Source organism: Streptomyces sp. SID5464, from assembly GCF_009862985.1.
In the GTDB taxonomy this organism is placed as follows: domain Bacteria; phylum Actinomycetota; class Actinomycetes; order Streptomycetales; family Streptomycetaceae; genus Streptomyces; species Streptomyces chartreusis_D.
Map to the genome: position 1 here is coordinate 294,606 of NZ_WWIQ01000009.1, position 25,878 is coordinate 320,483.

General features: G+C 72.0%; 25 protein-coding genes and 1 riboswitch. Of the genes, 18 read left to right on the plus strand and 7 right to left on the minus strand.

From position 1 onward, the window contains the following. Positions 1–107: 107 nt before the first annotated feature. From GTY47_RS09675 to GTY47_RS09690, 4 genes are all read left to right on the plus strand, one after another. Positions 108–1,505, plus strand: coding sequence for a pitrilysin family protein (locus tag GTY47_RS09675; protein WP_029180831.1), 1,398 nt, complete (start codon positions 108–110; stop codon positions 1,503–1,505). After that, positions 1,502–2,890 (plus strand): pitrilysin family protein, encoded by a 1,389-nt coding sequence (locus GTY47_RS09680; RefSeq protein ID WP_010034971.1) that lies wholly within the window; start codon positions 1,502–1,504, stop codon positions 2,888–2,890. The genes GTY47_RS09675 and GTY47_RS09680 overlap by 4 nt, the downstream gene beginning before the upstream one ends. A gap of 192 nt (positions 2,891–3,082) precedes the next feature. Continuing rightward, positions 3,083–3,246: riboswitch (cyclic di-AMP (ydaO/yuaA leader) on the plus strand. A gap of 13 nt (positions 3,247–3,259) precedes the next feature. Then, the gene (locus GTY47_RS09685) at positions 3,260–4,045 is read left to right on the plus strand and encodes a M23 family metallopeptidase (protein WP_010034974.1); all 786 of its coding nucleotides are present in this window, start codon (positions 3,260–3,262) and stop codon (positions 4,043–4,045) included. Between the two features lie 187 nt (positions 4,046–4,232). Beyond that, a complete protein-coding gene (locus tag GTY47_RS09690; RefSeq protein ID WP_010034976.1) occupies positions 4,233–4,928 on the plus strand; it encodes a GntR family transcriptional regulator in 696 nt (231 codons plus the stop codon). Between the two features lie 139 nt (positions 4,929–5,067). On the opposite strand, the gene GTY47_RS09695 is transcribed toward GTY47_RS09690, so the two are convergent. Next, on the minus strand, positions 5,068–5,349 hold the full coding sequence (locus GTY47_RS09695) for an HPr family phosphocarrier protein (protein ID WP_003993478.1): 282 nt from the start codon (positions 5,347–5,349) through the stop codon (positions 5,068–5,070). A gap of 178 nt (positions 5,350–5,527) precedes the next feature. On the opposite strand from GTY47_RS09695, the gene GTY47_RS09705 reads away from it, so the two are divergent. The 4 genes from GTY47_RS09705 to GTY47_RS09720 are packed head-to-tail and all read left to right on the plus strand — an operon-like array spanning position 5,528 to position 10,896. After that, positions 5,528–8,353 (plus strand): bifunctional GNAT family N-acetyltransferase/acetate--CoA ligase family protein, encoded by a 2,826-nt coding sequence (locus GTY47_RS09705; protein ID WP_010034980.1) that lies wholly within the window; start codon positions 5,528–5,530, stop codon positions 8,351–8,353. A 51-nt stretch (positions 8,354–8,404) separates the two neighbouring features. Further along, positions 8,405–8,992, plus strand: coding sequence for a DUF5998 family protein (locus GTY47_RS09710; protein WP_010034983.1), 588 nt, complete (start codon positions 8,405–8,407; stop codon positions 8,990–8,992). Next, a complete protein-coding gene (locus tag GTY47_RS09715; RefSeq protein ID WP_010034986.1) occupies positions 8,992–10,188 on the plus strand; it encodes a nucleotide pyrophosphatase/phosphodiesterase family protein in 1,197 nt (398 codons plus the stop codon). Before GTY47_RS09710 ends, GTY47_RS09715 begins: the two co-directional genes overlap by 1 nt. Positions 10,189–10,245: 57 nt before the next feature. Beyond that, positions 10,246–10,896, plus strand: a complete 651-nt coding sequence (locus GTY47_RS09720; RefSeq protein WP_010034989.1) for a thymidine kinase — start codon at positions 10,246–10,248, stop codon at positions 10,894–10,896. A gap of 62 nt (positions 10,897–10,958) precedes the next feature. Here GTY47_RS09720 and GTY47_RS09725 read toward each other — a convergent pair whose 3' ends face one another. Continuing rightward, positions 10,959–11,762 carry a VOC family protein gene (locus GTY47_RS09725; protein WP_029180832.1) on the minus strand — a complete coding sequence of 268 codons (804 nt, stop codon included), beginning with the start codon at positions 11,760–11,762 and terminating at the stop codon, positions 10,959–10,961. Positions 11,763–12,011: 249 nt separating this feature from the next. Here GTY47_RS09725 and GTY47_RS09730 point away from each other — a divergent pair, with 249 nt between their 5' ends. Next, positions 12,012–12,863: a sulfurtransferase gene (locus GTY47_RS09730; RefSeq protein WP_010034992.1), complete on the plus strand. Its 852-nt coding sequence runs from the start codon at positions 12,012–12,014 to the stop codon at positions 12,861–12,863. Between the two features lie 76 nt (positions 12,864–12,939). On the opposite strand, the gene sepH is transcribed toward GTY47_RS09730, so the two are convergent. After that, positions 12,940–13,974 (minus strand): septation protein SepH, encoded by a 1,035-nt coding sequence (gene sepH, locus GTY47_RS09735; protein WP_010034993.1) that lies wholly within the window; start codon positions 13,972–13,974, stop codon positions 12,940–12,942. A gap of 471 nt (positions 13,975–14,445) precedes the next feature. Between sepH and GTY47_RS09740 the strand changes: the two genes are divergently transcribed. Next, entirely contained in the window at positions 14,446–15,258 is an 813-nt protein-coding gene (locus GTY47_RS09740) for a hypothetical protein (RefSeq protein WP_029180833.1), read from the plus strand. Here the strand turns inward: GTY47_RS09740 and GTY47_RS09745 are convergent. Then, entirely contained in the window at positions 15,182–16,501 is a 1,320-nt protein-coding gene (locus tag GTY47_RS09745; RefSeq protein ID WP_010034997.1) for a D-arabinono-1,4-lactone oxidase, read from the minus strand. The two genes, GTY47_RS09740 and GTY47_RS09745, sit on opposite strands and share 77 nt — an antisense overlap. Next, positions 16,461–17,699, minus strand: a complete 1,239-nt coding sequence (locus GTY47_RS09750) for an MFS transporter (protein ID WP_010035000.1) — start codon at positions 17,697–17,699, stop codon at positions 16,461–16,463. Before GTY47_RS09750 ends, GTY47_RS09745 begins: the two co-directional genes overlap by 41 nt. Positions 17,700–17,860: 161 nt before the next feature. Between GTY47_RS09750 and GTY47_RS09755 the strand changes: the two genes are divergently transcribed. Together GTY47_RS09755 and GTY47_RS09760 are read left to right on the plus strand one after the other, a co-directional pair. Beyond that, positions 17,861–18,988 (plus strand): ferrochelatase, encoded by a 1,128-nt coding sequence (locus GTY47_RS09755; protein WP_010035003.1) that lies wholly within the window; start codon positions 17,861–17,863, stop codon positions 18,986–18,988. An 8-nt stretch (positions 18,989–18,996) separates the two neighbouring features. After that, entirely contained in the window at positions 18,997–19,812 is an 816-nt protein-coding gene (locus tag GTY47_RS09760; RefSeq protein ID WP_010035014.1) for an inositol monophosphatase family protein, read from the plus strand. A 131-nt stretch (positions 19,813–19,943) separates the two neighbouring features. On the opposite strand, the gene GTY47_RS40160 is transcribed toward GTY47_RS09760, so the two are convergent. Continuing rightward, a complete protein-coding gene (locus GTY47_RS40160) occupies positions 19,944–20,117 on the minus strand; it encodes a hypothetical protein (RefSeq protein WP_010035018.1) in 174 nt (57 codons plus the stop codon). Between the two features lie 413 nt (positions 20,118–20,530). Between GTY47_RS40160 and GTY47_RS09765 the strand changes: the two genes are divergently transcribed. From GTY47_RS09765 to GTY47_RS09780, 4 genes are all read left to right on the plus strand, one after another. Further along, on the plus strand, positions 20,531–21,184 hold the full coding sequence (locus GTY47_RS09765) for a response regulator transcription factor (protein WP_003993508.1): 654 nt from the start codon (positions 20,531–20,533) through the stop codon (positions 21,182–21,184). A gap of 2 nt (positions 21,185–21,186) precedes the next feature. Beyond that, on the plus strand, positions 21,187–22,419 hold the full coding sequence (locus tag GTY47_RS09770; protein WP_010035026.1) for a HAMP domain-containing sensor histidine kinase: 1,233 nt from the start codon (positions 21,187–21,189) through the stop codon (positions 22,417–22,419). Between the two features lie 405 nt (positions 22,420–22,824). Next, entirely contained in the window at positions 22,825–23,121 is a 297-nt protein-coding gene (locus tag GTY47_RS09775; protein WP_003993510.1) for a DUF4193 domain-containing protein, read from the plus strand. Positions 23,122–23,134: 13 nt separating this feature from the next. Next, a complete protein-coding gene (locus GTY47_RS09780; RefSeq protein ID WP_010035028.1) occupies positions 23,135–24,139 on the plus strand; it encodes a hypothetical protein in 1,005 nt (334 codons plus the stop codon). A 70-nt stretch (positions 24,140–24,209) separates the two neighbouring features. On the opposite strand, the gene GTY47_RS09785 is transcribed toward GTY47_RS09780, so the two are convergent. Beyond that, complete coding sequence (locus GTY47_RS09785; RefSeq protein WP_010035031.1) at positions 24,210–24,668, minus strand: DUF3093 domain-containing protein; 459 nt, start codon at positions 24,666–24,668, stop codon at positions 24,210–24,212. A gap of 58 nt (positions 24,669–24,726) precedes the next feature. Between GTY47_RS09785 and GTY47_RS09790 the strand changes: the two genes are divergently transcribed. Both GTY47_RS09790 and dut read left to right on the plus strand, forming a co-directional pair. Further along, positions 24,727–25,311 carry a PaaI family thioesterase gene (locus GTY47_RS09790; protein ID WP_010035034.1) on the plus strand — a complete coding sequence of 195 codons (585 nt, stop codon included), beginning with the start codon at positions 24,727–24,729 and terminating at the stop codon, positions 25,309–25,311. Between the two features lie 14 nt (positions 25,312–25,325). Continuing rightward, the gene (gene dut / locus GTY47_RS09795; protein WP_010035036.1) at positions 25,326–25,877 is read left to right on the plus strand and encodes a dUTP diphosphatase; all 552 of its coding nucleotides are present in this window, start codon (positions 25,326–25,328) and stop codon (positions 25,875–25,877) included. Position 25,878 lies beyond the last annotated feature (1 nt).

The window sequence follows — 25,878 nt, forward strand, 5'->3', positions numbered from 1 at the left end:
TACGCCCCCCGGGAACTTCACCAGGGCCCCGCACGCTTGCATACAGTGGCAGGACTCGCCAGGAAAACCGCGGTTCGAGCGACCGCGCCGCGATCGAAGGGACGTACATGCCCATGGGTCACACGGCCACAGCCCAGGCAGGCTCCGGGGGCCTGACAGCGACCGAGCACCGCCTGGCCAACGGCCTGCGCGTGGTGCTCTCCGAGGACCACCTGACCCCGGTCGCGGCGGTGTGCCTCTGGTACGACGTCGGCTCGCGCCACGAAGTCAAGGGGCGTACCGGCCTGGCTCACCTTTTCGAGCACCTGATGTTCCAGGGTTCCGCCCAGGTGAAGGGCAACGGCCACTTCGAGCTCGTCCAGGGCGCGGGCGGCTCGCTGAACGGCACCACCAGCTTCGAGCGGACCAACTACTTCGAGACGATGCCCGCCCACCAGCTGGAGCTCGCCCTCTGGCTGGAGGCCGACCGCATGGGCTCCCTGCTGGCCGCCCTCGACGACGAGTCGATGGAGAACCAGCGGGACGTCGTCAAGAACGAGCGCCGCCAGCGCTACGACAACGTCCCCTACGGCACCGCCTTCGAGAAGCTGACCGCCCTCGCCTACCCGGAGGGCCACCCCTACCACCACACCCCGATCGGTTCGATGGCCGACCTGGACGCGGCCACCCTGGAGGACGCGCGCGCGTTCTTCCGCACCTACTACGCGCCGAACAACGCCGTGCTCTCCGTCGTCGGCGACATCGACCCGGAGCAGACCCTGGCCTGGGTGGAGAAGTACTTCGGCTCCATTCCCGGCCACGACGGCAAGCCCGCGCCCCGGGACGGCACGCTGCCGGAGATCATCGGCGAGCAGCTGCGCGAGGTCGTCGAGGAGGAGGTCCCGGCGCGCGCCCTGATGGCCGCCTACCGACTGCCGCACGACGGCACGCGCGCGTGCGACGCGGCCGACCTGGCCCTGACCGTCCTCGGCGGCGGCGAGTCCTCCCGCCTGTACAACCGTCTGGTGCGGCGGGACCGTACGGCCGTGGCGGCCGGCTTCGGCCTGCTGCGGCTCGCCGGGGCGCCCTCCCTGGGGTGGCTGGACGTGAAGACGTCCGGTGACGTGGAGGTCCCGGTCATCGAGTCGGCCATCGACGAGGAGCTCGCCCGGTTCGCCGATGAGGGCCCCACGGCCGAGGAGATGGAGCGCGCCCAGGCCCAGTTGGAGCGCGAGTGGCTGGACCGGCTGGGCACGGTCGCCGGCCGCGCCGACGAACTGTGCCGGTACGCCGTCCTGTTCGGCGACCCGCAGCTCGCCCTGACCGCCGTGCAGCGCGTGCTGGAGGTGACGGCCGAGGAGGTCCAGGAGGTCGCCAAGGCCCGCCTGCGGCCCGACAACCGCGCGGTGCTCGTCTACGAGCCCGTCGCCGACGAGGCGGGCGACGCGGAGACCGCCGAGGACGCCGACACCACCGAGGACACCGCAGCCGCGGCCCTGAACGAGAACGAGGAGGCGGCCAAGTGACCGAGCTCGCCACGATGGACTTCCACCCCCAGCCGCAGGCGGGCGAGGCCAAGCCGTGGGCCTTCCCGGCCCCCGAGCGCGGCACGCTCGGCAACGGCCTGACGGTCCTGCGCTGCCACCGCCCCGGCCAGCAGGTCGTCGCCGTGGAGGTGCTGCTGCACGCGCCCCTGGACGCCGAACCGGCCGGCCTCGACGGCGTGGCCACGATCATGGCCCGGGCCTTCTCCGAGGGCACCGACAAGCACTCCGCCGAGGACTTCGCCGCCGAGTTGGAGCGCGCGGGCGCCACCCTCGACGCGCACGCCGACCACCCCGGCGTCCGGCTCAGTCTGGAGGTGCCGGCCTCCCGGCTCGCCAAGGGGCTCGGCCTGATCGCCGACGCCCTCAGGGCGCCCGCGTTCGCGGACAGCGAGGTCGAGCGGCTGGTCCGCAACCGCCTCGACGAGATTCCGCACGAGCTGGCCAACCCCGCCCGCCGTGCCGCCAAGGAACTCTCCAAGGAGCTGTTCCCGGCGGACTCGCGCATGTCGCGGCCCCGCCAGGGCACCGAGGAGACGGTCGCCGCGATCGACTCCGCGGCCGTACGCGCCTTCTACGAGCGGCACGTCAGGCCCGCCACGGCCACCGCCGTGGTCGTCGGCGACCTCACCGGCATCGACCTCGACGCCCTGCTCGGCGACACGCTGGGCGCCTGGACGGGCTCGGCGGCCGAGCCGCGCCCGGTGCCGCCGGTGACCGCCGACGACACGGGCCGGGTCGTCATCGTGGACCGCCCCGGCGCCGTCCAGACGCAGCTGCTGATCGGCCGGATCGGCCCGGACCGGCACGACCGCGTGTGGCCCGCGCAGGTGCTCGGCACGTACTGCCTCGGCGGCACCCTCACCTCCCGCCTGGACCGCGTCCTGCGCGAGGAGAAGGGCTACACCTACGGGGTGCGGGCGTTCGGCCAGGTCCTCAGGTCCGCCCCGGACGGGACCGGTGCCGCGATGCTCGCCATCAGCGGCTCCGTGGACACTCCCAACACCGGCCCCGCCCTCCAGGACCTCTGGACGGTGCTGCGCACCCTCGCCGCCGAGGGGCTGACCGACGCCGAGCGGGACGTCGCCGTGCAGAACCTGGTCGGCGTGGCGCCGCTGAAGTACGAGACGGCGGCGGCCGTCGCGAGCACGCTGGCCGACCAGGTCGAGCAGCATCTGCCCGACGACTACCAGGCCACCCTGTACCGGCAGCTCGCCGCGACCGGCACCGTGGAGGCCACCGCGGCGGCCGTCAGCGCCTTCCCGGTGGACCGTCTGGTGACCGTGCTCGTCGGTGACGCGGCGCAGATCAAGGGCCCGGTCGAGGCCCTGGGCATCGGCGAAGTCTCCGTCGTGGCAGCCGAGTAGCGGCCCGCGCGCGCAGGGGCCCTGGTTGTCTTCCAAGGCACCAGGGCCCCTTTATGCCCGAATTGATATGGAGGTTGCCTGTCTGCCCTGTGGGATGCGCTACAAAAGCCGGGATCCGTTTGGGAATTGAAAGTGGCCCCGCTTAGCGTCGTCCGGGCTGTTCGTCAGGCAGTGCGCCGCACCCGCGGCACCGGACAGTCATCGCCGAGTCCCCGTACGGCGCGAGCCAGGGGAGCCGGGGACCCACCGCAGTCCCTGGGGTGAATCGGACGCCCGAGCGAGCCGCGAGGGGGTCCGTAGGAGACCTTCCTGCTCCGAACCCGTCAGCTAACCCGGTAGGCGAGAAGGAAGGAAAGGACCAGGCACTCCATGGCGTTCACCCGCGCCACCGGGAAGCATCGTCGTCCCAGCCGGATGCAGCGCGGCACGGCCCGCGCGGCGGGCGTCGCGGCCCTCGCCACCACCGGTGTCATCGGCACCGTGGCCGCCCCGGCCTTCGCCGCAGAGCCCGCCGTCGAGCAGACCGGCCTCACCCCCGTCGTCACCATGGGCGACACCGTGGCCCAGCAGATCGACGCCCAGGCCGCCGCCCAGAAGCAGGCCGCCGAGGAGGCCGCCGCCAAGAAGAAGGCCGAGGAGGCCGCCCGCGAGCGGGCCGCCGAGGCGGCCAAGGAGGCCAAGGAGGCGGCCGAGAAGGCGCGCGAGGCCAAGGAGCGCGCCGCCCGCGAGGCCGAGCGCAAGCGCCTCAACACTTTCGTGCCCCCGATCTCCGGCTCGTACGTCTCCACCGGCTACCGGGCCAGCAGCGGGCTGTGGTCCTCCGGCAGCCACACCGGCGTCGACTTCCACGCCGCCAGCGGCACTCCCGTCCACGCGGTCGGCATGGGCACGGTCGTCGAGGCCGGCTGGGGCGGCTCCTACGGCAACCAGATCGTGATCAAGATGAACGACGGCACGTACACCCAGTACGGCCACCTGTCGTCCATCAGCGTCTCGGTGGGCCAGCGGGTCACCCCCGGCCAGCAGATCGGCCTGTCCGGCGCGACCGGCAACGTCACCGGACCGCACCTGCACTTCGAGGCCCGTACCAGCCCCGAGTACGGCTCCGACATCGACCCCGTCGCCTACCTCCGCTCGCACGGTGTGAACGTCTGACGGCGTACCACTCCGCTTCCCGAGGCCCCGGCTCCCCGAGCCGGGGCTTTCGGCGTTTGTGACGCCCGGCTGTCCAAAAAATATCCATGGATTCCGGTCCCCCGTCGGAAATTCCGGCTCATTGCAATAGAGTCACGGAACACGCGTCACTCGTCGACGTTTCACGGGGATTAAACGGAGGTCGGTCATGCGTATTCCCGCGCACTCGGTGTGCACGGCCATCCGGGACGACATCGTCGCGGGTGTCTACGAGCGCGGCAGCCGGCTGACCGAGGAACTCCTCGCCCGCCGCTACGGCGTCTCGCGCGTCCCCGTCCGGGAAGCCCTGCGCACCCTGGAGGCCGAGGGTTTCGTGGTGACCCGGCGGCACGCGGGCGCGTGCGTCGCCGAACCCACCGAGCAGGAGGCCGCCGACCTGCTGGAGATGCGGCTGCTGCTGGAGCCGCTCGGCGCGGCCCGCGCCGCCCAGCGCCGCACCGAGGCCCATCTGAAGGTCCTGCGCGGGCTGGTCCGGCTCGGCCAGGAGCGCGCCCGCCGGGGCAACAGCGACGACCTGCGCTCCCTGGGCGGCTGGTTCCACGAGACGCTCGCGCAGGCCTCCGGCAGCCCCGCGCTGACCTCGATGCTCACCCAGCTCCGCCACAAGATCGCCTGGATGTACACCGTCGAGGCGCCGGCCGGGCCGGTGGAGTCCTGGACCGAGCACGGCGCGATCGTGGACGCGGTGGCGCGCGGGGACAGCGAGCGCGCGCGGGCGGTCACGGCGCTGCACACCGAGCGCGCGACGGCCGCGCACCGGTTGCGTTTCGGTTCCGCCGGGGAGCGGGCCGAGCGTGTGAGGAACTCGCAACATCCCGTAAACACGGCGAGCCTGCGGCATTAACACGGGAGCCGTATACAAAGAGCAGGAAATTCGCGGGGGATTATTTCTGCTGCCCGTCAACGGGAATTCCACGTCCCGCGAACCGGAATGGCGAAGGGCTCGCCCGATGAATTCGGGCGAGCCCTTCGGAGATGCGCACTCAGACGGTCTCGGGCAGTTCCTCGAGGCCCTCGGAGACCAGCTTCGCCAGCCGGTCCAGGGCGGCGTCCGCACCCTCGGCGTCGGAGGCGAGGACGATCTCCTCGCCGCCCTGGGCGCCGAGGCCGAGGACGGCCAGCATGGAGGCCGCGTTGACGGGGTTGCCGTCTGCCTTGGCGATCGTCACCGGGACGCCTGCGGCCGTGGCGGCTCGGACGAAGATGGAGGCGGGGCGGGCGTGGAGGCCCTCGGCCCAGCCGACGTTGACGCGGCGCTCAGCCATGTGTTGCTGCCCTTCAGTTTTCAGGGTTGTCTAGACCAGTTTCCCATACCGTGAAGCTGCGCCGGAGCGGTCCTGACGTACCGCCCCGGGGTGCCGTCGGATCGCGGCCTCGACCCGACTGACGCCCTCCACAGACTGCCTCGCGCCGCTGTCGGACGCTAGCCGTACTCTGGGGCCCATGCAGACCTCGCCGGACCGGCACGAGTATCCCGCCCACTGGGAAGCCGACGTGGTGCTGCGCGACGGTGGCACCGCGCGCATCCGGCCCATCACCGTTGATGACGCCGAGCGCCTGGTCAGCTTCTACGAGCAGGTCTCCGACGAGTCGAAGTACTACCGCTTCTTCGCGCCGTACCCTCGCCTGTCCGCCAAGGACGTCCACCGCTTCACGCACCACGACTTTGTGGACCGGGTGGGACTCGCGGCCACAGTCGGCGGCGAGTTCATCGCCACCGTACGCTACGACCGGATCGGCGCGGACGGAACGCCCGCGTCCGCACCGGCCGACGAGGCCGAGGTCGCCTTCCTGGTGCAGGACGCCCACCAGGGCCGGGGCGTCGCCTCCGCTCTCCTCGAGCACATCGCCGCCGTCGCCCGCGAACGCGGCATCCGCCGCTTCGCCGCCGAGGTGCTGCCCGCCAACAACAAGATGATCAAGGTGTTCACGGACGCCGGGTACACCCAGAAGCGCAGCTTCGAGGACGGCGTCGTCCGTCTGGAGTTCGACCTCGAACCCACCGACCGCTCCCTCGCCGTCCAGTACGCGCGCGAGCACCGTGCCGAGGCCCGGTCCGTGCAGCGACTGCTCGCGCCCGGCTCGGTCGCCGTCATCGGAGCCGGGCGCGCCCCGGGCGGCGTGGGCCGCAGCGTCCTCGGCAACATCCGCGACGCCGGGTACACCGGCCGCCTCTACGCTGTGAACAGGGCACTGCCCGAGGGACAGAAGGAACTCGACGGGGTCCCCGCCCACCGCTCGGTGCAGGACATCGACGGCCCGGTCGACCTCGCCGTCGTCGCCGTGCCGGCCGAACACGTGCCCGAGGTCGTCACCGAGTGCGGCGAACACGGCGTGCAGGGGCTGGTCGTGGTCTCCGCCGGATACGCCGAGAGCGGCAGCGAGGGGCGCGAACGCCAGCGCGCACTCGTGCGGCACGCGCGCACGTACGGCATGCGGATCATCGGGCCGAACGCCTTCGGCATCATCAACACCTCCCCGCGCGTACGGCTCAACGCCTCCCTCGCGCCCGAGACGCCGCGCCCGGGCCGGATCGGCCTGTTCGCCCAGTCCGGCGCCATCGGCATCGCCCTGCTGTCCCGGCTGCACCGGCGCGGCGGCGGCGTCACTGGCGTGACCGGCGTCTCCACCTTCGTCTCCTCCGGCAACCGGGCCGACGTCTCCGGCAACGACGTCCTCCAGTACTGGTACGAGGACCCCGACACGGACGTCGTCCTCATGTACCTGGAGTCCATCGGCAATCCCCGCAAGTTCACCCGCCTCGCCCGCCGGACGGCCGCGGCGAAGCCACTGGTCGTGGTCCAGGGCGCCCGGCACGCGGCCGCGCCCCAGGGGCACGCCGTACGGGCGACCCGGCTGCCGCACGCGACCGTCTCCGCGCTGCTGCGGCAGGCCGGCGTCATCCGGGTCGACACCATCACCGAGCTGGTGGACGCCGGACTGCTCCTCGCGCGCCAGCCGCTGCCGGCCGGGCCCCGGGTGGCGATCCTCGGCAACTCCGAGTCGCTCGGGCTGCTCACCTACGACGCGTGTCTCGCCGAGGGGCTGCGGCCGCACCCCCCGCGGGACCTGACCACGGCGGCCTCCGCCGCGGACTTCCACACGGCCCTGTCGCGGGCGCTGGCCGACGACCGGTGCGACGCGGTGGTCGTCACCGCCATACCGGCGGTGGGGGAGGGCTCGGTCGCGGACGCGGCCCTCGCCGACGCGCTGCGCTCCGCGGCGGCCGCCGCCCCGGCCAAACCGGTCCTGGTGGTGCACGTGGAGCTGGGCGGCCTGGCGGAGGCGCTGTCGGCGGCGGCGAGCACGGCACCGCAGGCCGACGCGGACAGCCCGCCACAAGCCCGGCCCGGCGCCCCCCGGACCACCCCCCGCCCGACGCCCCCGGGAGAACCTCCTGAGGGCGAGCACCTCATCCCCGCCTACCCCGCCGCCGAACGTGCCGTGCGTGCCCTCGCGCAAGCCGTCACCTACGCGCAGTGGCGGCGCGACGCCGCCGACCCCGGCAAGGTGCCCGAGTACGAGGACATCGACGAGAAGGGCGCCGCCACGCTGATCGACGGGCTCCTCGCGCGCGGGCAGGGACTCACGCTCGGCGCGGCAGAGACCTGCGACCTGCTCGGCCACTACGGCATCCACGTCCACCGCGCCCTGCCCGCCCCGACGCCCGACGCCGCCGCCGAGGCCGCCCGCACCCTCGGCTACCCCGTCGCCCTCAAGGCCACCGCCCCGCACCTGCGGCACCGCGCCGACCTGGGCGGCGTCCGCCTCGACCTCGCGGACGAGGACCAACTGCGCAGGTCATATACCGAGTTGACCGAACTGTTCGGGGCACCGGAGGAGCTGCGCCCCGTCGTGCAGCGGATGGCGCCGCGCGGCGTGGACGTCGTCGTACGGGCCGTCATCGACCCCGCCGCCGGAGCCGTGCTCTCCTTCGGGCTCGCCGGGGCCGCCTCGCAGCTGCTCGGGGACACGGCCCACCGGCTGATCCCGGTCACCGACAAGGAGGCGACCTCACTGGTGCGCTCGATCCGCACCGCACCCCTGCTGTTCGGCTGGCGCGGCTCCGCACCGGCCGACACCCGCGCCCTGGAGGAGCTGCTGCTGCGGGTGTCCCGGCTGGTCGACGACCACCCGGAGGTCGTCGCGGTCACCCTGGAGCCGGTGGTCGTCGCCTCGCACGGCCTGAGCGTCCTGGGCGCCTCCGTCCGCCTCGCGCCTCCGCCCGCCCGCGACGATCTCGGCCCGAGGACGCTCCCCGCGTACTGACAGGGGGCGAGCGGTGCCTCGCAGTCAGTGGTCCCCCGTAGGATGGGCGTCATGGCCAAGACCAGTACGACGACCCAGGGGCTGCGGGCGGCGATCGAGCGCAGCGGCTACTACCCGGCCCTCGTGGCCGAGGCGGTGGAGGCCGCCGTGGGCGGCGATCCCATCCGGTCGTACCTGGTCCACCAGGAGACGACGTTCGACCAGAACGAGGTGCGGCGGCACGTGACGGTGCTGGTCCTCACGGACCACCGCTTCATCGTCAGCCACACCGACGAACAGGCCGCCGACAGCACCTCCCCGACGCCGTACGCCACGACGTCGACGGAGTCCGTGAAGCTGAGCCGGATCTCGTCGATCGTGGTCAGCCGCGTGGTCGCCAACCCCGAGTCGTACGCGCCGGGCACCCTGCCCCGTGAGGTCGTCCTCACCATCGGCTGGGGCGCCGTCTCCCGCATCGACCTGGAGCCGGCCGCCTGCGGCGACCCCAACTGCGAGGCGGACCACGGCTACACCGGCAACTCGACGGCGGACGACCTCAGCCTGCGCGTCAGCGAGGCGGGGGACGGACCGGAGACCGTGCGCCAGGCACTCGCCTTCGCGCAGGCTCTCTCCGAGGCGACCGCGGACACCGCTCGCTGATGGCACACCCCAAGACGGCCTGGGACCAGCACCCCGACCCGCTCACCGTCACCTCCGCACCGGCCCCCGAGTACGGCAGCGGCTCCCTCGCCGACCTGCTGCCCACTCTGGCCGCCGGCCTCGGCGTGCCGGGCATGAGCGCCACGATCTCCGAGCTGACCCCCGCCGACCGGAACTGCGTGTTCCTGATCGACGGCCTCGGCTGGGAGCAGCTCAGAGCGCACCCCGAGGACGCCCCCTTCATGACGTCCCTGCTCGCCACCTCGCGCGGCGGCACCGGACGTCCGCTCACCGCCGGCTACCCGGCGACCACGGCCACCTCCCTCGCCTCCGTCGGCACCGGCCTGCCGCCCGGCGCGCATGGCCTGCCCGGCTACACCGTGCGCAACCCGGACACCGGCGAGCTGATGAACCAGCTGCGCTGGCAGCCCTGGGCCCCGCTCGCCCCCTGGCAGCCGTACCCGACGGTCTTCCAGCTGGCCCACGAGGCGGGCGTGCACGCCGCGCAGGTGTCCTCCCCGACCTTCGAGAACACCCCGCTCACCAGGGTCGCGCTCAGCGGCGGTACGTTCCTCGGGCGGCTGACCGGCGAGGACCGTATGGACCTGGCGGCCGAGCAACTGGCCGTGGGCGACCGCTCCCTGGTCTACACGTACTTCGCCGAGGTCGACGGCGCCGGCCACCGCTTCGGCGTCGACTCGGACGCCTGGCGCGGCCAGCTGATGTACGCCGACCGCCTGGTCCAGCGCCTGGCGGAGCAACTGCCGCCGCGCAGCGCCCTCTACGTCACGGCCGACCACGGCATGATCGACGTGCCGTTCGACGAGCAGCACCGCATCGACTTCGACGAGGACTGGGAGCTGAGCGCCGGAGTCGCCCTGCTGGGCGGCGAAGGCCGCGCCCGGCACGTCTACGCGGTGCCCGGCGCCGCGAACGACGTCCTGACCTGCTGGCGCGAGGTGCTCGGCGAGCAGTTCTGGGTGGCCTCACGCGACGAGGCCATCGCGGCGGGCTGGTTCGGCCCGAAGATCGACGAACGGGTGTACGGCCGTATCGGCGACGTGGTCGCCGCCGCGCGCGACGACGTCCTGCTCATCGCCTCCGAGCGGGAGCCGAAGGAGTCGGCGATGGTCGGCAACCACGGTTCGATGACCCCCGCCGAGCAGCTGGTCCCGCTGCTCGAAGTACGCTCCTGAAGCCCGGCCCCGATCTCCCACGCCTGACCTCTCTCGCCGAAAGGTGCTCAACTCGACATGCCCGAGCTGGTGTTCTTCTCCGGAACGATGGACTGCGGGAAGTCGACGCTGGCTCTCCAGATCGAGCACAACCGTTCGGCGCGCGGCCTCCAGGGCATGATCTTCTCGCGCGACGACCGTGCAGGCGAGGGCAAGCTGTCCTCGCGCCTCGGCCTGGTCACGGACGCGGTGGAGGTCGAGGACGGCCAGGACCTCTACGCCTACCTCGTCGACCACCTCTCGCAGGGCGGCCGCGCGGACTACGTGATCGCCGACGAGGCGCAGTTCCTCGCGCCGGAGCAGATCGACCAACTCGCGCGTGTGGTCGACGACCTGGGCCTCGACGTCTACGCCTTCGGCATCACGACCGACTTCCGCTCCAAGCTGTTCCCCGGCTCCCAGCGGCTGGTGGAACTGGCCGACCGGGTCGAGGTGCTCCAGGTCGAGGCCCTGTGCTGGTGTGGCGCCCGGGCCACGCACAACGCCCGCACGATAGGCGGCGTCATGGTCGTCGAGGGTGCCCAGGTGGTCGTCGGAGACGTCACCCACTCCGCCGACGAGGTCGGCTACGAGGTCCTGTGCCGCCGCCACCACAGGCGCCGCATGACCTCGGCGACGGCCCGCGCGGCGGCCCTGTCCCCGGACGTGCTGCCGGTGTCGTCCTCCTGACACCTGGCGGTGCCGTCCGACCACCCGGCGGTGCCGTTCCGACTCGCGGCCCCGACAGACCGTCAGCGCTGTCGTTGCAGCAGCGCGAACCGTGCCCCCTCCGGATCCGCCACCACCGCCACCCGGCCGTGCGCCGTGTCGTGGGCCGGCTCGAGGACGTGCCCGCCCAGATGCACAAGGTGGTCCAGGGCGTCCGCGACGTCGGCGACCTGGAAGTACGTCATCCAGTGCGGGCCCCGGTCGCGGGGCAGGGCCTGCCCCAGCCCGCGGATGCCGGCGACGGGCCCGCCCCCGAGGTGCAGGGTCACGTAGTCGAAGTCGGCGGACACCACCGGCTCCTCCTGGTAGCCGAACACCGACCGGTAGAACTTGGCGACGCTCGCCGACTCGAAGGTCAGCAGCTCGTTCCAGGCGGGCGTGCCGGCGACGCCCGAGACGGCCGTGCCGAGGTGCGCGGGAGCCTGCCAGATGCCGAAGACCGCACCCGAGGGATCGGAACCTATCGCCAGGCGGCCGGCATCGGCGGCGTCCAGCGGACCCACGCCGATCGTGCCGCCGCAGCTGCGCACCGTCTCGGCGGTCCGATCGACGTTCTCCGAGGCGAAGTAGGGGGTCCACGCGATGGGCAGATGACGGTCCGGCGGCAGTTGGCCGATGCCCGCCACCTCGTGTCCGTCGAGCAGCGCCCGTACATACGGGCCGAGTTGCTGGGGACCCGGCTGGAACTCCCAGCCGAACAGCGTTCCGTAGAACTCCTGGGTCGCGGTCGGCCCATGCACCATCAGGCTCACCCAGCAGGGCGTGCCGGGCGCGTGCCGAGCGGGTGTTGCGCCGTTCGGGCCGGCAAACTCCCGTGCGTCGGTCATCGTCACTCTCTTCTCGGCCTCGCGGTGGGCGCGCTCCGCAGCCCACGTCGGTACGCCCTGTGGGGCGACCCCTGTCCGGGAGAATGCCTGACGCGCGGGGCACCGCCCCTTGCGGCGCGCTTATCGGCACGTGTCGTTCAGCTGTACAGCATGTGCTTGTTCCCGTACAGCGTGTGACCACCCCGGTCCGGCCGAGCAGAGTAGCCGGACCAGGGCGGCTCGGCCACCCCCGTGCGCGAGGATGGAGCCATGAACGCCATCATCTCCGCATCCGACCTCGCGAGCGATCTGACGGGTGCCAACCCGCCCGTTCTGCTCGATGTCCGCTGGCAGCTCAGCGCGGCCAAGGCGACCGGTGAGCCGCCGTACGACGGCCGGGCCGCGTACCACGAAGGGCACCTTCCGGGGGCCGTCTTCGTCGACCTGGACCGGGAGTTGGCCTCGGCTCCGGGGGAGGGCGGCCGGCACCCGCTGCCCGACCTCGCGCGCTTCGGTGCCGCGATGCGCCGGGCGGGCGTGTCGTCCGGGACGCCGGTGGTCGTCTACGACGGTGGCCAGGGCTGGGCGGCGGCCCGGGCGTGGTGGCTGCTGCGCTGGACGGGTCACCCGGACGTCCGGGTCCTCGACGGCGGGTTGCCGGCCTGGGAGGGGCCCTTGGAGAAGACCGTGCCGACTCCGGCCGAGGGCGACTTCGTGCCCGAGCCGGGTGCGGTCGGCCTGCTCGACGCCGACGCCGCCGCGGCGTTGGCGCGGTCGGGGGTGCTGCTGGACGCGCGGGCGGGGGAGCGGTACCGGGGCGAGGTGGAGCCGATCGATCCGGTGGCCGGGCACATCCCGGGAGCGGTGTCGGCGCCTACCACGGAGAACGTGGGGGCGGACGGGTGCTTCCTCCCCGCCGAGGAACTGCGCGCGCGTTTCAAGGGGCTTGGTGTGACCGAGGATGCGCGGGTCGGCGTGTACTGCGGGTCGGGGGTGTCCGCGGCGCATGAGGTCCTGGCGCTGGCGGTCGCGGGAATTCCGGCGGAGCTGTACGTGGGTTCGTGGTCGGAGTGGTCCTCGGACCCGGACCGGCCGGTGGCAGTGGGACCGGATCCTCAGTAGCCCGGGATGAGAGCGAGGGCCGCGCCCGAAAGGCGCGGCCCTCGTCCTCGTGAAACCGAAACCGAAGCCGATCCGGCTACTCCTGCTTCTTGCGCCGCGTCCCGAACACGATCTCGTCCCAGCTCGGGACGGCGGCTCTGCGGCCCGGCCGGACGCCGTCGGCCTCGGCCTGGCGGTCGGTGGCCCCGATGAGCCGGTCGCGGTGGCTGCCGACGGAGCGCGGCATGAGGACGTCCGCGTAGGCGGAACCGGCCGAGGCAGCGGGGGCCGGGGGCTCCTCCGCCTCCGGTTCGGCGACGGGCTCCTCCTCGGGCTCCGGCGCCGGCCGCTCCGGGACCACCAGGTCGCCGCGGAAGCTCGGCACCGCCTCCAGCAGGCTGGTCAGCGAGTCCCGCTCACCCGTGCTCTCCTCCGCCGGCTCGGACGCCTGCGCCGGAAGGCTGGGCCGCTCCCGGTCGGCGGAACGGTCCAGCGGCCGGTCGCGCGGCAGCCGGGCGATCCGCGGGACGAACGGGAAGCTGGGCTCGGGCGCGGCCAGGTCGTCGGTCTCGCCGATGAGCATGCGCGCCTCGTCGTCCACGGCCTGGACGAGCCGTCGGGGCGGGTCGTACGTCCAGCTCGCCGAGTGCGGTTCGCCCGCCACGCGGTAGACCAGCAGGACCTCCCACGTGCCGTCGTCGCGACGCCACGAGTCCCACTGGACGGTGTCCTTCTCCGCACCGCGCAGCAGCAGCCGCTCCTGCACGGCCTCGCCCAGCGGCGGACCGGAGTTCTCGCCGGGGCGGCGGACCGGGGTCTTGCGGGCCCGCTCGGCCATGAACGCACGCTCGGCGAGCACCGGACCCTCGAAGCGGCGGACCCGGTCGACGGGGATGCCGGCCAGCTGCGCGACCTCTTCCGCGGTCGCACCGGCACGTATACGCGCCTGGATGTCGCGGGGGCGGAGGTGGCTCTCCACCTCGATTTCGATCTGGCCGAGGCGAGGACGGTCGCCGCGCACGGCGGCGCGGAGCCGTTCGTCGATCGGAAGCGTGTACTCCGTGCTGTCCGCAGCCTTCAGCACCAGCCGTGTGCCGTCATTCGAGACGGCCACGACACGCAGTTCGGGCATGGGGACCTCCCGGGTGGTGCCTGCCGACGTCACGTGCGTCGCTGCTTCCGCTAGTCGAGTGTGGCCTGCCCGGGTGCAGCCTGCCACAACCTTGCCGAGTTGCCCGGCGTGTCGGGCGCGGGCCCTGGATCGCCGTTATGGCACGGTTACCTATTCGCAACGCTAAGTGACGAACTCTGTCACCCTGTGCAACTAGCCCCCTCCCGGCGGTCCTTAAAGGCCCTGTACACCCTGACGGGAGACCGGACCCAGGGCTCGCAACAGTACTCCATTTGGGCCACGTGCGTGGATTGGCGCGCCGTCCAACTTCTGGCAAGGGGGCGGACTTGGCCGCCCGGTGCCCGCCTTTCACGATCTTGAACGTGGGGAACTGCACGTAATCGCCAGAAACGGAACCAACAGTTTCGGTCAGACGTCCCCTTCTTGTGCAGTTGAACGACCGTGTACGGGAAAGGTGGGCTAGGTCCGGGGATGCGTGAAAGACCCGATGCTGTCGGTGGAACGAGCGAACCCGAGACGGAGGGGCGCAAGCGGATCGACCTGAACGTGTCCCAGGTCGCGGGCGGCGCCCTGGCGGCGGTCCTGGCCGCCGAATTGGCCTCGTACTTCGGGGTCTACGGCACGATCCTCGGCGCCGGCGTCGTCAGCGTCGTCGCGACCTGCGGCGGCACGCTCTTCCAGCACTTCTTCAAGCGCACCGGCGAGCAGATCCGCGGCGCGACGGCCGTGGCCTCCGAACCGGCGGCCCGATCCACGGAGCAAGCGCCCCCGGCGCCCGGCGAGTTCACCGAGGGCACCGTCTACCGCGCCCGGGCCCGGGGCTGGAAGCGGCCGGTGCTCGCGGCGGCGGTCGTCTTCGGCGTCACGATGGCCGGAATCACCACCTACGAGCTGGCTTCGGGCCACAACCTCAGCGGCGGACACAGTACGACCGTCGGCGACGTCTTCACCGGCAGCGGCAAGTCCTCGCGGGACTCCGGAGGTTCGGACGGTTCCGACGACTCCGGGAGTGCCGGCGACTCGGGAGGCTCCGGCTCCCACGGTGACGGCGACGCCACGACGAGCGGCCCGCCCGGCACCGGCACTCCCGAGGGTGAGAACGCCTCCCCCTCACCCGACGAGGACGGCGGTACGGCAACCGGCCCGGCACCGTCACCGAGCACCGAGGGGAGTGAGGGTCCCGGGCACACCACCCCCAGCGCGTCGCCTACGCCCCCAGAACCCTCCGCAAGTAGTCGTTCTGGAACCGCCGATCAGGGTCGAGTCGGTCCCGCAACGCCGTGAACTCGGCGAAGCGCGGATACACCCGGGAGAAGTACTCGGCGTCCCTGGTGTGCACCTTGCCCCAGTGCGGACGTCCCTCGTGGGCGGTGAAGATCCGTTCGGCCGCGGTGAAGTACCGCTGGTAGGGCGTGCCCTGGAACATGTGGACGGCGATGTAGGCGGTGTCCCGGCCCGAGGCGGTGGACAGCGTGATGTCGTCCGCCGGGGCGGTGCGCACCTCCACGGGGAAGCTGATCTTCAGGCCGGAGCGGTCCACCATCGTCTTCAGCTCGCGCAGCGCCTCGACGACGGCCGCGCGCGGAACGGCGTACTCCATCTCCACGAAGCGCACCCGGCGCGGAGACGTGAAGACCTTGTAAGGGATGTCGGTGTAGGTCCGGGCGGACAGGGCCTTGCTGGAGATCTGGGCGATCGCGGGGATCGTGGCGGGCGCCGCGCGGCCGACCCAGTTGGCCACCTGGAAGACCCCGTTGGAGAGGAACTCGTCCTCGAACCAGCTCTGCAGCTGCGGCACCGGCTTCTCCGGGCCCGCGCTGCGGTTGTTGCGCTTGGTGTTGGTGTTCCCGGTGTGCGGGAACCAGTAGAACTCGAAGTGCTCGTTCTCGGCCCAGAGTTCCTCGAAGTCGGCGAGGACCCGGTCGAACGGCATCGGCTCCTCGCGCGCCGTGAGCAGGAAGACCGGCTCCACGGCGAACGTGATCGCGGTGACGATGCCCAGGGCGCCGAGGCCGATACGGGCGGCCGCGAAGACCTCCGGGTTCTCCTTCTCGGAGCAGGTGAGGACCGAGCCGTCGGCGGTGACCAGTTCCAGGCCCTTGATCTGGGCGGCGATCGAGCCGGAGTCACGGCCCGTGCCGTGTGTGCCGGTACTGGTCGCGCCGGAGACCGTCTGCTCCATGATGTCGCCCATGTTCGTGAGCGACAGTCCCTCCCGGGCGAGGGCCATGTTGAGTCTCTTGAGCGGGGTGCCGGCCTCCACCGTGACGGTCATGGCCTCGCGGTCAATGGCGCGTATGCCGGTCAACAGTTGAGGGCGGATCAACACACCGTCCGTCGCCGCTATGGACGTGAAGGAGTGCCCGGTGCCGACGGCCTTCACCTTCAGGCCGTCCTCGGCGGCCCGCCGCACGGCGGCGGCCAGCTCGTCGACGGAGGCCGGGGCGACCTCCCGCGCGGGACGCGCGGAGACATTGCCGCCCCAATTACGCCACGTGCCGTTCTTTCCGTTCGCTGTGCTGCTCAACGGAGCCTCCCCGACCCGTAGCCGGCCGCTTGAGCCGACGGAATCCGAGGAAACCCACCGCGACCGCGACGGCCCCGGCCACCGCCGGAACCCCGTACCCGGCACGCGCCCCGGCCGCGTCGATCACCCAGCCGGCCGCGGAGGAGCCGAGTGCGACCCCCGCCGCGAGCCCGGTGCTCACCCAGGTCATGCCCTCGGTGAGCTGCGCGCGTGGTACGTGCTCTTCGATGAGGGACATCGTCGTGATCATCGTCGGAGCGATGGACAGACCCGCAACGAACAGCGCCACGGCCAGAAACGGCAAGTTTCCGACCAGTAGGAGGGGGATCATACTCACGGCCATGGCACACACGCCCAGCAGCCACCGGCGTTCCGGCGCCCCGGCGAAGCGCAGCAGCCCGAAGACCATGCCCGCCACGCAGGAACCGGCCGCGTACAGCGCGAGGACGACGCTCGCGGCGGCCTTGTGCCCCTCCTCGTCGGCGAAGGCCACGGTGACCACGTCGACCGCCCCGAAGATCGCCCCGGTCGCCACGAACGTGGCCACCAGGACCTGAAGGCCGCGCGAGCGCATGGCCGTGCCGCCGCCGCGGTGCTCGCGCGGGTGCGGCACCGGCTCGGTGGCGCGCTGCGCGGTCAGCCAGAAGACGCCGACGGCCAGGAAACACGCGGCGAGCAGCGGACCGGCCTCCGGGAACCAGGCCGTGGACAGGCCGATGGAGATGATCGGCCCGAAGACGAAGCACACCTCGTCCACCACGGACTCGAAGGAGTACGCGGTGTGCAGCTGCGGCGTGCCCCGGTACAGGGCCGCCCAGCGGGCCCGGATCATCGCGCCTACGCTCGGCACGCAGCCGACGCCGACGCAGGCCACGAACAGCACCCAGTCCGGCCACCGGTAGTGCGCCGCGAACAGCAGGACGGCCGCCGCGGTCAGCGAGATCAGCGTCGCCGGGCGCAGTACACGCCGCTGCCCGAACTGGTCGACCAGCCGCGAGACCTGCGGCCCGGCCACCGCGGCGGACAGCGCGACGGTGGCCGACAGGGCGCCGGCGAGGCCGTACCTCCCGGTGAGCTGGGAGATCATCGTGACCACGCCGATGCCCATCATCGACACCGGGATGCGACCGAGGAAGCCCGCAGCGGAGAAACCCTTGGAGCCGGGGGCGGCGAACAGGGCGCGGTAGGGGCTGGGCAACGGGGTCTCCGAAAGGCTCAGTAAGCTGCGAACGCAGTCGACACAGATTACGCCTCGGTGTGTGCCCGACGCACCCGTCAGGGCACGCCCGGGGGCCGGCCGCCGCGCAGGTGTCACCCCGCCGTTTCCCGGCTGTCAGTGCAGGGTGGCAGGATCGACTCATGCCAGACGCGCGCGATGTCACCCCCTACGACGCCCTGCTCCTGCTCTCCTTCGGCGGCCCGGAAGGCCCGGACGACGTTGTCCCGTTCCTGGAGAACGTGACGCGTGGGCGCGGCATCCCCAAGGAGCGCCTCAAGGAAGTCGGGCAGCACTACTTCCTCTTCGGCGGGGTCAGCCCCATCAACGACCAGAACCGCGCCCTGCTGGACGCCCTGCGCAAGGACTTCGCCGACCACGGCCTGGACCTGCCCGTCTACTGGGGCAACCGCAACTGGGCGCCGTACCTGACGGACACGCTGCGCGAGATGGTCCGCGACGGCCGCCGCCGCATCCTGGTCCTCGCCACCAGCGCCTACGCCTCGTACTCGGGCTGCCGCCAGTACCGCGAGAACCTCGCCGACTCGCTCGCCACCCTGGAGGCCGAGGGGCTGGAGCTGCCGAAGGTCGACAAGCTGCGGCACTACTTCAACCACCCCGGCTTCCTCGAGCCCATGATCGACGGGGTGCTCCGGTCCCTCGCCGAGCTTCCCGAGGACGTCCGGGACGGCGCGCACCTCGCCTTCTCGACGCACTCGATCCCGACGGCCTCCGCCGACACCTCCGGGCCCGTCCAGGACCACGGCGACGGGGGCGCGTACGTCAGGCAGCACCTGGACGTGGCGAAGCTGATCGCCAACGCCGTCCGGGAGCGCACCGGCGTCGACCACCCCTGGCAGCTCGTCTACCAGTCCCGCTCCGGCGCCCCGCACATCCCGTGGCTGGAGCCCGACATCTGCGACCACCTGGAGGAGCGGCACGCGGCCGGTGTCCCGGCCGTGGTGATCGCCCCCATCGGGTTCGTCTCCGACCACATGGAGGTCCTCTACGACCTCGACACGGAGGCCAAGGCCAAGGCGGAGGAGCTGGGGCTGCCGATGCGCCGCTCGGCCACCGTCGGCGCCGACCCGAGGTTCGCCGCCGCGATCCGCGAGCTCGTCGTGGAGCGCGCCGCCGCCGAGCGCGGGCAGGAGGTCACCCCCTGCGCCCTGGGCGCCCTCGGGGCGAGCCACCACCTCTGCCCGGTCGGCTGCTGCCCGGCCCGCGCCCCCCGCCCCGCCGCCGCCGGCGCCGACAGCACCTACGCGTGAGGAGCCCCGTGACCGACCCCCTGCACAAGGATCTGCTCGCTCTCGCCCAGGAGGCCGCCCGGCGCGCGGGCGCGCTGCTGCGGGACGGACGCCCGGCCGACCTCGCCGTGGCCGCGACCAAGTCCAGCCCCATCGACGTCGTCACGGAGATGGACATCGCGGCCGAGAAGCTGATCACCGGCCTGATCGCCGAGCGCCGCCCGGACGACGGCATCCTCGGCGAGGAGGGCGCCGCCACGGAGGGCACGAGCGGCGTCCGCTGGGTCATCGACCCGCTCGACGGCACGGTCAACTACCTGTACGGGCTGCCCACCTGGTCCGTCTCCGTCGCCGCCGAGCAGGACGGCGAGACCGTCGTCGGAGTCGTCACGGCCCCGATGCGCGGCGAGACCTTCCACGCCGTGCGCGGCAGCGGTGCCTGGGCCACCGGCGCCTGGGACGGCCAGCGCAGGCTGGCCTGCCGCCCCGCGCCGCCCCTGGACCAGGCGCTGGTCTCCACGGGCTTCAACTACGTCCACGAGGTCCGCGCCCACCAGGCCGAGGTCGCCCAGCGGCTGATCCCGCTGCTGCGCGACATCCGGCGCGGCGGTTCGGCCGCGGTCGACCTGTGCGACCTGGCCGCCGGGCGCCTCGACGGCTACTACGAGCGCGGCCTGCACGCCTGGGACCTCGCGGCGGGCGACCTGATCGCCCGGGAGGCGGGCGCGCTGACCGGTGGACGCCCCGGAGAGCGCCCGTCAGGAGATCTGGCAGTCGCGGGTACCCCGGGCGTCTTCGAGCCCCTCCAGCGCCTCCTGGAGGACTTCGGCGCCTGGCACGACTGACACGGCCACACGGGCCGTGAGCCACGGGCCACACCCGGGCCGCGGGCGAGGACAGCGGCCGTACGCGAGCCCCGGAACGACGGAGCGGGCCCCGGCGCTGGATTCGCCGGGGCCCGCTCCGTACGGCCTGATCAGACGCTCGTCGCGCCGACCTCCACACCGTGCTCGGCGGCGAGACGGCGCAGGTCGTCGAGCTCGCCCTGCTCCACCTCGACGAGGAAGTCGTCGCCCTCGTCGCGAGCCCGGGACAGATCGGACTCGGTCGCCCTTATGCGCTGCAGAAGTCCTGCGGTGAATGCGTCCATGCTGCGCCCCCTCGTCCTGGGTCGTGGGTCGATGGCACGGGGGTGTGCCGTTCGGAAGGGACGATCACGTCTCCGGTGGATGCCCAGCGCCGCTCAGCTGGGCGGCGACGGTGCCGGACACCCACGCCCGCCCTGCGGCAAAGCGGGTTGATGCGCACCGCATGGTGGTGCGGTGCCAGCAGAGCGTGATCGTGGGATGTAAAGCCGTCCTCCCCAAGCTCCCTTCCGTGGAAACCTAACGAGGGGAGAAAATCTCTTATTCCGCATCGGCCCGGCCCCCTCACCCGCCTTACCGCCGACTTATGGCCGAAAAGGGCAGGATGGAGGGCAACACACCAACACACCGTCGAAGACCCCTGCCCGTCTGCGCCTGTGCGGCGCTACGCGGGTGGACATGAGGAAGGACTAGGGACGTGCGCGTACTCGTCGTCGAGGACGAGCAACTGCTCGCCGATGCGGTGGCCACCGGACTGCGCCGGGAGGCCATGGCCGTCGACGTCGTGTACGACGGTGCGGCCGCCCTGGAGCGCATCGGCGTCAACGACTACGACGTGGTCGTCCTCGACCGCGACCTCCCGCTCGTGCACGGCGACGACGTCTGCCGCAAGATCGTCGAGCTCGGCATGCCCACGCGCGTGCTGATGCTCACGGCCTCCGGCGACGTCAGCGACCGGGTGGAGGGCCTGGAGATCGGCGCCGACGACTACTTGCCCAAGCCGTTCGCCTTCAGTGAGCTCATCGCGCGCGTGCGCGCCCTGGGCCGGCGCACCAGCGTGCCCCTGCCGCCGGTCCTGGAGCGCGCCGGGATCAAGCTCGACCCCAACCGCCGCGAGGTCTTCCGCGACGGCAAGGAGGTCCAGCTCGCGCCCAAGGAGTTCGCCGTCCTGGAGGTGCTGATGCGCAGCGAGGGCGCCGTCGTCTCGGCGGAGCAGCTGCTGGAGAAGGCCTGGGACGAGAACACCGACCCCTTCACGAACGTCGTCCGCGTGACGGTCATGACCCTGCGCCGCAAGCTCGGCGAGCCGCCCGTGATCGTCACCGTCCCCGGCTCCGGCTACCGGATCTGATCGTGGCCACCACTCCCGCGCCTCCCAAGGCGCCCCCGAAGCCCACCTGGGACCCCCGGCGGCCCGCGCCGCCGCTCCCCTGGCTGCGCCCGACCATCCGCATAAGGCTCACGCTGCTCTACGGCGGCATGTTCCTGATCGCCGGCATCCTGCTGCTGTCGATCATCTACCTGCTGGCCGCGCAGGCGCTGAACGTGGGCAGCGAGCTGCCCTTCAAGATCGTCGAGGGCAAGGTCACCAGCGACATCTGCAACCTGCCCGACCAGGCCTCGCCCAGCGAGTTCAACAACGCCATGAACCACTGCGTCAACGAGCAGCGCCAGAACGCCCTGGACAACCTGCTCAGCCGCTCGCTGCTGGCGCTGCTCGGTCTGGCGGTCATCGCCTTCGCCTTCGGCTACGCCATGGCCGGCCGCGTCCTGTCGCCGCTGGGCCGGATCACCCGAACCGCGCGCGCGGTGGCGGGCTCCGACCTGTCCCGCCGGATCGAGCTGGACGGCCCGGACGACGAGCTGAAGGAGCTGGCGGACACCTTCGACGACATGCTGGAGCGGCTCCAGCGCGCCTTCACCGCCCAGCAGCGCTTCGTCGGCAACGCCTCGCACGAGCTGAGAACGCCGCTGGCGATCAACCGCACGCTCCTCGAGGTGCACCTGTCGGACCCGAACGCGCCGGTGGAGCTGCAGCAGCTGGGCAAGACGCTGCTGGCCACCAACGAGCGCAGCGAGCAGCTCGTCGAGGGCCTGCTGCTGCTCGCCCGCAGCGACAACCAGATCGTCGAGCGGGGCCCGGTGGACCTCGCGGAGGTCGCCGAGCAGGCCATCGACCAGGTGCACGGCGAGGCCGAGGCCAAGGGCGTGCGGATCCGCGGCGAGCAGAAGCCCGCGGTCGTCCAGGGCAACGGCGTGCTGCTGGAGCGGATCGCGCTGAACCTGGTGCAGAACGCCGTGCGCTACAACGTGGCCGAGGGCGGCTGGGTCGAGGTCACCACCGACGTCCAGCACGGCCAGGCGGTCCTGGTCGTCTCCAACACGGGCCCGGTCGTGCCGGCGTACGAGATCGACAACCTCTTCGAGCCGTTCCGGCGGCTGCGGACGGAGCGCACGGGCAGCGACAAGGGCGTCGGACTCGGTCTGTCCATCGTCCGGTCGGTGGCCCGGGCGCACGGCGGGCACATCTTCGCCCAGCCGCGCGAAGGAGGTGGGCTCGTGATGCGAGTCACGCTGCCCATCTGAGATCATGTCGCCGATCAACTCGGCGGCACACGGGGATGTTCGCTTTGCGCGGAATTTTCGAGATCTCACGGCACGTGCCTCGTGTGTGATCGATCACAGGGGCACCTTTCTGGCCATCTACTCTCCGTGATCATGTGTCCTGTCGGAAAGCCGGGAAAATCCCGGTTTTCGGGGGTCTTGATCACGGGAAGTACACGGTGAGACGCCTTTGTAGTGCGGCATTCGGACCGTGTACGGTCCCCATCGCCATCCAAGCCGATCACTCGTGAGGAGTCCGGTTGGGTGTCGATTGAGTAACAGACCTTGATGTGAGGCAAAATCTCCGCCTCAGGTCGGGCACAAGTCCGGCCTCTCACGCGTTACGTGCGCTGGAGACACCGCAGACACCCAGAGGGGGAGAGCGACATGGCAACCGATTACGACACTCCACGCAAGACCGACGACGACGTTGACTCGGACAGCCTCGAAGAGCTGAAGGCTCGGAGGAACGACAAGTCGGCCTCCGCAGTGGACGTCGACGAGTTCGAGGCCGCGGAAGGCCTCGAGCTGCCCGGCGCCGATCTCTCGAACGAGGAGCTGGCAGTCCGAGTGCTCCCGAAGCAGCAGGACGAGTTCACCTGCATGAGCTGCTTCCTGGTGCACCACCGCAGCCAGCTGGCCCGGGAGAAGAACGGTCAGCCGATCTGCCGCGACTGCGACTGAGGACGGGTCGGCCGTGACTGGCTCGACCCCTCCCTGGAAGCGCCGCTTCTCCCAGCGGAAAGCGGACGAAGGGCCGATCGACGGCCCGCAGCACGGCGCGCGTGACGACGAGCGAGGCTCAACCGGTACGGAGGCGGCCTCGCTCGAACCGGCAGCGGACCGGGGTGACCTCCCGGCGTCCCTGGACGTCCCCGCACCCGTCGCCCGACGACGGGCGGGGGCGATCCGGGAGAAGGCCCGGGAAGGCGCCCGCAAGGGCGGCGCACGGGCCCGTGCGGGGCTCGCGTACCTCACCGACCGGATCATCGAACTGGCGCCGCGCGTCCCCGTACGGGACCTGGCGACCCTGCGCAGGCAGTTCCCGGGCCTGGGGCCCGAAGAGCTCGCGGACAAACTCGTCGCGGGCGCGGCGAAGGCGACGGCGACGGTCGGAGCGGGCATCGGCGCGGCCGCGATGCTTCCCGTGCCGCCCGCGATGCCGACGGAACTGGCCGCCGAGGTGACCGGCGTCGCGGCGATCGAGCTGAAGCTGATCGCCGAACTCCACGAGGTCTACGGCGTACGGCCGCCCGGCAACCTCAAGCAGCGCAGCACGGCGTACCTCGACGCGTGGTCGGGGGAGCGCGGGATCGACGCGACCAAGCCGTCCACGCTGAGCACGGCCCTGAACAGCCGCATGAAGCGCGAGCTGCGCCAGCGGATCATGAAGCGGATGGTCCGCAGCATGCCGAACCTGGTGCCGTTCCTGGTGGGCGCCGCCGTCGGAGCGGCCATGAACCGCAGCGAGACGAGAAAGCTCGCCGCCCGCATCCGCGAGGACCTGCGCAAGATCCAGGTGCCCTGGGAGGCCCTGGAGGCACTCCCCGCCCTGGAACGTCCGGCGGACGCCCTGGAGATGGGCGAGGTCACCAACGACCCCCTGGGCCGCCTCGAGCAGGAAAAGCGCGAGGACGACAAGCGCGACGAAAAACGCGACAACCGCGACGGGAAACGCGACAACCGCGACGACGGTCGCTGAGGCGATGCCGAGGCGGTGCGCGTGCCGTCGGTCTGCCGTCCGCTGCCGGATGAAGCCCCGCGCAAATGTGCTACGCAGGCTTCGCGGCCCTCAGAGCCTCCGCAAGGCGCTCCGGCTCGCGCGTGGACAGGTACAGGTACGGGGTCGGGTCCTCCGGGTCCGTGACCTCCACGCGCAGGGCCGTGGGGATGTAGGCGCGCAGCAGCATGAAGGCGCGCGGGTCGGCCTTGTGGGTGCGCCAGGCGCGGGTTTCCTCCGCGTCCAGGACCTCCGCCTCGCCCAGGGCCGCCACCGGGATCTTCGCCTCGCCCGCGATCAGGGAATCGCCCACCACACGGATGCGGACCGAGCCGTACGAACTCGCGGCGACGGCCGCGACCGCCGTGCCGCCGGCCAGGCCGCCGAGCATCGGCAGCGTGCCGAACGGGAGCAGGACCAGGGCCATGGAGACCCCGACCAGGAACGAGATCAGCCACCAGGACCGGGGAGCGGTCAGGCGTTCTTCGTACGGGGCGGCGGAGAGCTGCATGGAGCCAAGCTTGACACGGTGTCCGGGAGGGGCCGACGCGCGGGTAAGGTCTCCGGCTGTGAGTCGTACTTCCACTGCTCTTCAGCCTCCGGCCGACGCCGTGCGACCGGTGCGGCACCCGGACGCCCCGGCGCCCGGTGAGCTCCTCGGCGCGCACTACGGCCAGTGTTTCGGCTGCGGCGGCGACCAGCCGCACGGGCTGCACCTGGAGGCGCGGGCCGGCGAGGGCGTGTCACTCACCGCCGAGTTCACGGTGCAGCCCGCCCACCAGGGCGCCCCGGGCCTCGCCCACGGCGGTGTGCTCACCTCGGCCCTGGACGAGACCCTGGGCTCGCTGAACTGGCTGCTGCGCACGATCGCCGTGACCGGACGGCTGGAGACCGACTTCGTGCGGCCCGTGCCCGTCGGCACCACGCTGTACCTGGAGGCGGAGGTGACGGCGGTGGCCGGGCGGAAGATCTACTCGACCGCCACCGGACGCGTCGGCGGCCCCGACGGGCCCGTCGCCGTCCGTGCCGACGCGCTCTTCATCGAGGTGAAGGTCGACCACTTCGTCGACCACGGCCGCCAGGAGGAGATCCAGGCGGCCATGAACGACCCGGACCAGGTCCGGCGCGCCCGCGCCTTCGAGGTGAACCCATGACCCCCACGAGCCCTGTGAGCCGTCAGCCCGTGGACGTGCTGATCCGGCGCGTCGATCCGGACGTACCGCTTCCGTCGTATGCCCACCCAGGGGACGCGGGAGCCGATCTGCGGACCACCGAGGCGTGCCGACTGGAGCCCGGCGAGCGGGCCGTGCTGCCCACGGGAGTGTCTGTGGCGCTGCCGGAGGGGTACGCGGCCTTCGTGCACCCCCGGTCCGGCCTGGCCGCCCGCTGCGGCGTCGCCCTGGTGAATGCCCCGGGGACGGTTGATGCCGGGTACCGTGGGGAGATCAAGGTGATCGTGGTGAATCTCGACCCGCGCGAGGCCGTGCGGTTCGAGCGCTTCGACCGGATCGCCCAACTGGTCGTCCAGCAGGTCGAGAGGGTCCGCTTCCGCGAGGTGGCGGAGCTTCCCGGCTCCGCGCGGGCCGAGGGGGGCTTCGGGTCCACCGGAGGACACGCCGCGGTGGACGGGACGAGCGACACAAGCGGTCAGGCCGCCCTGGGCGGTCAGGCGGGTGGGAATCGATACGCTTCGGTCGTATCCGACCGGGAAGGACAGTGAC

Coding starts and splice junctions, on each gene's coding strand:
- GTY47_RS09675 (WP_029180831.1), top strand. CDS start 108: ATGCCCATGGGTCACACGGCCACAGCCCAGGCAGGCTCCGGGGGCCTG.
- GTY47_RS09685 (WP_010034974.1), top strand. CDS start 3,260: ATGGCGTTCACCCGCGCCACCGGGAAGCATCGTCGTCCCAGCCGGATG.
- GTY47_RS09690 (WP_010034976.1), top strand. CDS start 4,233: ATGCGTATTCCCGCGCACTCGGTGTGCACGGCCATCCGGGACGACATC.
- GTY47_RS09695 (WP_003993478.1), bottom strand. CDS start 5,349: ATGGCTGAGCGCCGCGTCAACGTCGGCTGGGCCGAGGGCCTCCACGCC.
- GTY47_RS09705 (WP_010034980.1), top strand. CDS start 5,528: ATGCAGACCTCGCCGGACCGGCACGAGTATCCCGCCCACTGGGAAGCC.
- GTY47_RS09710 (WP_010034983.1), top strand. CDS start 8,405: ATGGCCAAGACCAGTACGACGACCCAGGGGCTGCGGGCGGCGATCGAG.
- GTY47_RS09715 (WP_010034986.1), top strand. CDS start 8,992: ATGGCACACCCCAAGACGGCCTGGGACCAGCACCCCGACCCGCTCACC.
- GTY47_RS09720 (WP_010034989.1), top strand. CDS start 10,246: ATGCCCGAGCTGGTGTTCTTCTCCGGAACGATGGACTGCGGGAAGTCG.
- GTY47_RS09725 (WP_029180832.1), bottom strand. CDS start 11,762: ATGACCGACGCACGGGAGTTTGCCGGCCCGAACGGCGCAACACCCGCT.
- GTY47_RS09730 (WP_010034992.1), top strand. CDS start 12,012: ATGAACGCCATCATCTCCGCATCCGACCTCGCGAGCGATCTGACGGGT.
- sepH (WP_010034993.1), bottom strand. CDS start 13,974: ATGCCCGAACTGCGTGTCGTGGCCGTCTCGAATGACGGCACACGGCTG.
- GTY47_RS09740 (WP_029180833.1), top strand. CDS start 14,446: ATGCGTGAAAGACCCGATGCTGTCGGTGGAACGAGCGAACCCGAGACG.
- GTY47_RS09755 (WP_010035003.1), top strand. CDS start 17,861: ATGCCAGACGCGCGCGATGTCACCCCCTACGACGCCCTGCTCCTGCTC.
- GTY47_RS40160 (WP_010035018.1), bottom strand. CDS start 20,117: ATGGACGCATTCACCGCAGGACTTCTGCAGCGCATAAGGGCGACCGAG.
- GTY47_RS09775 (WP_003993510.1), top strand. CDS start 22,825: ATGGCAACCGATTACGACACTCCACGCAAGACCGACGACGACGTTGAC.
- GTY47_RS09785 (WP_010035031.1), bottom strand. CDS start 24,668: ATGCAGCTCTCCGCCGCCCCGTACGAAGAACGCCTGACCGCTCCCCGG.